Source organism: Blautia sp. ZXY-1-C6, from assembly GCF_056339875.1.
The window spans coordinates 1-3777 of sequence record NZ_JBWJVQ010000251.1; the positions used below are offsets into that span (position 1 = coordinate 1).

A 3777-nucleotide genomic window follows, 5' to 3' on the forward strand; every position below is an offset into this window, starting at 1 on the left:
TGGAAGTTAGCGATTTCTTTTTCCGGTATTCTCTGTCCCACGGATTTCCTCATGATAGAAATAATCTACGATCACCGGATGCCCCTGCGGGACTCTGCCATAAGGCATTTCATTATCCACAAAGGCACAATCATACTTCTTAGCCATTTTCTCAGCTTTTACTTCAAGTGCTTCAAAGTAGCTGCGGTTATGCTTGTTATAGATCTCGTCGTAAAGTGGTACCAGATCAGGATATTTTCCGGCGATATAATCCATAATTGTCTTTTTGAAACCGCCTCGAAGATTGAGATTTTCGAGCCAGAACAGATCGCACTGATCCTTTACCCGCTCAAAGATTGCTTCAAAATTCGTGATACCGGGGAATACCGGGGATACGAAACAGACTGTACGGATACCTGCCTCATATACCTGCTTCATAGCAGCGATACGGTGCTCAATGCTCGAAGCAGAATCCATATCGTTCTTGAAATTTTCATCTAGTGTGTTGATCGACCATGAAAGGGTTACACGTCCAAGCTTCTTCAACAGATCAATATCCCGTACCACAAGATCCGACTTTGTGCAGATCAGAATATCTGCGTCACTGCCGATCAGCTGCTCCAGAAGTTTTCTGGTATTCCCGAATTGCTCCTCCTGTGGATTGTAGCCATCTGTCACAGAACCGATGACCACCCGCTGTCCGGCATATTTCTTCGGATTTTTAATTTCCGGCCAATGCTTCACATCAAGGAAAGTGCCCCATTCCTCCTTGTGCCCGGTAAAGCGCTTCATAAAAGAAGCATAGCAATACTTGCAGGCATGTGTACAGCCCACATAGGGATTGACCGAGTAACCGCCTACCGGCAGACTAGACTTAGTCATGATGTTCTTTGTTTCCACCTCACGAATGAGGATTCCATTTATTACTTCTTCCATAATTTCTGTACCTCTAACACTTTATTAAATTCTTCCGGCATTTCCTGAATCATATTTTCATCCCCTATGATAGGGACAAGATCTTCCTTCATAAACACCGGAATGCCGAGCTTATGTGCCTGGTCCGTCAGAGACCATGCCCATTCCGGCTCCGTATGAATCTTCCTGCTCTGAGCTCCGGTCATGGTGCCGACAACGATCCAATTGATTCCGGAAAGGTCAACTGTGCCGGGATCATCGAATAACGGCTCAAAGGTAACATGGTAATGTTTTGCTCTGACGTTTTTCCGAAGGGCGTCGATACGCCACCGTTCTGCTTTCCTCGTCACCGTAACGCCAAACCATGCGTTTTCCAGATTGGTATCAAAATCCAGCAAATCAGGTCGCTTGGTAAGGAACAGGAACTGATGCTGTGGATTTTCACGGATCTTTGCAAATACCTCGTCTCTCCATTCCGGCTTCCATCCAGAGAGATCGCTCATGCCGGTAAGAAGAAAGTTCTGCGGACGTTTCTTTTCCATCATCTTGAGTTTACCCGGAAAGAATTCAGGGTCAGCGAAATCATCAATCATATGCCAGCGTTTCACGTTGTTGCGGGCATAGCAATATGTACACCCCACTGTGCAGCCAATGACGATATTCATGTTCTGAATCTGATCTTTGATACAAATACTCATGACTTCTGCCACTCCTCAAGATTCTTTCTGATGCGGTCGAGGCATTCCTCAAACCGGATAATTTCTTCCTCTGAAAAACCTTTGTAGTAAATACTGCCCATCTCATCAGATACAGAATCGTACTCGCCCTTTAAGGCATGTGCTTTCTCAGTCAGAAACAGGAGCGTTTTCCTCTTGTCCGTTTCAGACTGAACACGGCTTATCAGCCCTTGATTTTCCATTCTTTCCAGCATCGTAGTAAGAGATGTTATCGCTAATCCGCATTTAGTCGAGAGTGACCTGATTGAAATACCATCCTTCTGCCACAGCACATAAAGAATACGCCCCTGGGCTCCATTAAACGCATCAATATTCTTTTCACTGAGAATCTTCTCGAAAATCCGGTCTCCAAGCTGTTTTATTTTGGTAACAAGAAATCCTCCATTCATTTCCATACAAAAGCTCCTATATAGTAGTTTATTAAAAACATACTATATAGGAGCTTTATTGTCAACAGTTTATATGTCTTAATAAGTAAATTCCGTTTTTTTCAATTCTCAAAACTGGAATTTGTATGGCTCAACTCCTTATCGACCGGCCATAGCTCGTTTATAAAGTAGACCTCCTTTTATAAGTAACAACAGAAAAGCCACTGTTACTGCATATGGTTCTCTCGCAATCGCCAGATACAAAACAGTAATAATACTAAGCCCTACAGACAAAAAAGTAATCACCTTTTTTCCCTTTTCAAATTTGAAATTGACCATTAAAATATTCACAATTCCAATAATCGTTAATGCGATAAAAAGACCCCAGTATGTCATACGAATCCAAATTTCATTATCTACATACTCAATAAGACTTACTGAATAGATATATCCATCAACCGGTTTGGAATACAATGGAAGAAAAATAAGCATCAAAGAGAGCAAATCGGTAAATCCAAATAACAAGTCACATAGACCATTGAGATTTGACTTGTTTTCTTTTTCAGAAATCAAAACCAACTGATCTCCGGATAACAGCTCATCAATGGACACAGAGAAATATCTGGATATTTCCTTTAATGAATCTATGCTCGGATATCCTCTTCCGGATTCCCATTTTGAAATTGCAGTTCTTGAAACAAATAATGCCTCGGCTAGTTCTTCTTGTGTCAAACCTCGGCTCTTTCTTAATTCCTGAAGCTTTTCATGGAATTCCACCTCCTGCACCTCCTTTTTTATTTCACTTTTTTATTGTTAGCATAACTACTGCCTTATAAACAGTAAATAATCCGGCACTTAACAATACACCACCCACAATATCCGTAAACCAATGTACTCCGGAAATCAATCTGCCGATAACCATGAATGCAGAAAAAGCGATTGCTAGAATCGTTATGATTCTTTTCAATGTAGAACATGACATTCTTCGCTGGATCTGTTCAACCAAAGTCGGCAACACGCACAATACCAGTAGAGTCGTTGAAGAAGGATAAGAAGCCTCCATAATTCCATTGATTAAAATTGGTCTGTAATTGATTGGGATGATCTCAAAAATGAAGTATGCCAGTATCACTATAACATAATAAACTCCCAGGATAATGATATCGGGATCCACTTTGAAGAGACTTCTTCTCTTTATTAACTGAACCAGTCCAATACCTGCAAAAATCAGGCATACAACTAAAGGAATCAGACCCATCCAATCGGTAATCGTATAAATTGTCATATTAACATTTGTTAAACGATGAAACCAGCAATTGAATGTTGCAAATCCAATATTCGTTGCATTCTGCCCCAGTGGCTGCACGTCTACCATCTGGATCAAAGCTGTCCATATTGCAAACGCTATAATAAATATACCTCCTAAAAATAAAACTTGTTTTCCATTCTTTTTCATCATTATACGTCCTTTCTATATTGGTTTGTCTTTTCGACGATTTCACCTTATCAAAAAGCGTAAAATGACGTAAGAATCGCTCTTTCACATGTATGACACGATTCGTATCATCCCCACAAATGCGTGATTTTCTGTATATTTTCCTGAATACCTATTCCTACAAATTTCGATTTTATGACTTCTTCTTTTTTTGTGCAGGAAGTTCATCATACATAGCGACAAACAATCTTGTCAGGAAATCTTTGTTATCAACATTATTAACCAACAACATCTCTTTTGCTCCATCATAGGGCAACTCATAAATTGCATTAGGCATAAGTGA

At 40.4% G+C, this 3777-nt stretch carries 5 protein-coding genes and 1 pseudogene; all 6 read right to left on the reverse strand.

Annotated features, from left to right (window positions below; all coding sequences use genetic code 11):
* Positions 1-6: 6 nt before the first annotated feature.
* The gene (locus AC075J_RS16280) at positions 7-915 is read right to left on the reverse strand and encodes a radical SAM mobile pair protein B (RefSeq protein ID WP_476390502.1); all 909 of its coding nucleotides are present in this window, start codon (positions 913-915) and stop codon (positions 7-9) included.
* Complete coding sequence (locus tag AC075J_RS16285; RefSeq protein ID WP_476390503.1) at positions 903-1592, reverse strand: radical SAM mobile pair protein A; 690 nt, start codon at positions 1590-1592, stop codon at positions 903-905. The genes AC075J_RS16280 and AC075J_RS16285 overlap by 13 nt, the downstream gene beginning before the upstream one ends.
* Positions 1589-2026: a radical SAM mobile pair system MarR family transcriptional regulator gene (locus AC075J_RS16290; protein WP_008704238.1), complete on the reverse strand. Its 438-nt coding sequence runs from the start codon at positions 2024-2026 to the stop codon at positions 1589-1591. The genes AC075J_RS16285 and AC075J_RS16290 overlap by 4 nt, the downstream gene beginning before the upstream one ends.
* 132 nt (positions 2027-2158) lie before the next feature.
* Complete coding sequence (locus AC075J_RS16295) at positions 2159-2776, reverse strand: helix-turn-helix domain-containing protein (protein WP_242986972.1); 618 nt, start codon at positions 2774-2776, stop codon at positions 2159-2161.
* 22 nt (positions 2777-2798) lie between these two features.
* A complete protein-coding gene (locus tag AC075J_RS16300) occupies positions 2799-3458 on the reverse strand; it encodes a phosphatase PAP2 family protein (RefSeq protein WP_117990302.1) in 660 nt (219 codons plus the stop codon).
* 169 nt (positions 3459-3627) lie between these two features.
* A pseudogene (locus AC075J_RS16305) lies at positions 3628-3777 on the reverse strand (TfoX/Sxy family protein); the annotation flags it as partial.

What these genes read in the sequence shown, in the direction of transcription:
- AC075J_RS16280 (WP_476390502.1), bottom strand. Translation starts at nt 915, where the DNA reads ATGGAAGAAGTAATAAATGGAATCCTCATTCGTGAGGTGGAAACAAAG.
- AC075J_RS16285 (WP_476390503.1), bottom strand. Translation starts at nt 1,592, where the DNA reads ATGAGTATTTGTATCAAAGATCAGATTCAGAACATGAATATCGTCATT.
- AC075J_RS16290 (WP_008704238.1), bottom strand. Translation starts at nt 2,026, where the DNA reads ATGGAAATGAATGGAGGATTTCTTGTTACCAAAATAAAACAGCTTGGA.
- AC075J_RS16300 (WP_117990302.1), bottom strand. Translation starts at nt 3,458, where the DNA reads ATGATGAAAAAGAATGGAAAACAAGTTTTATTTTTAGGAGGTATATTT.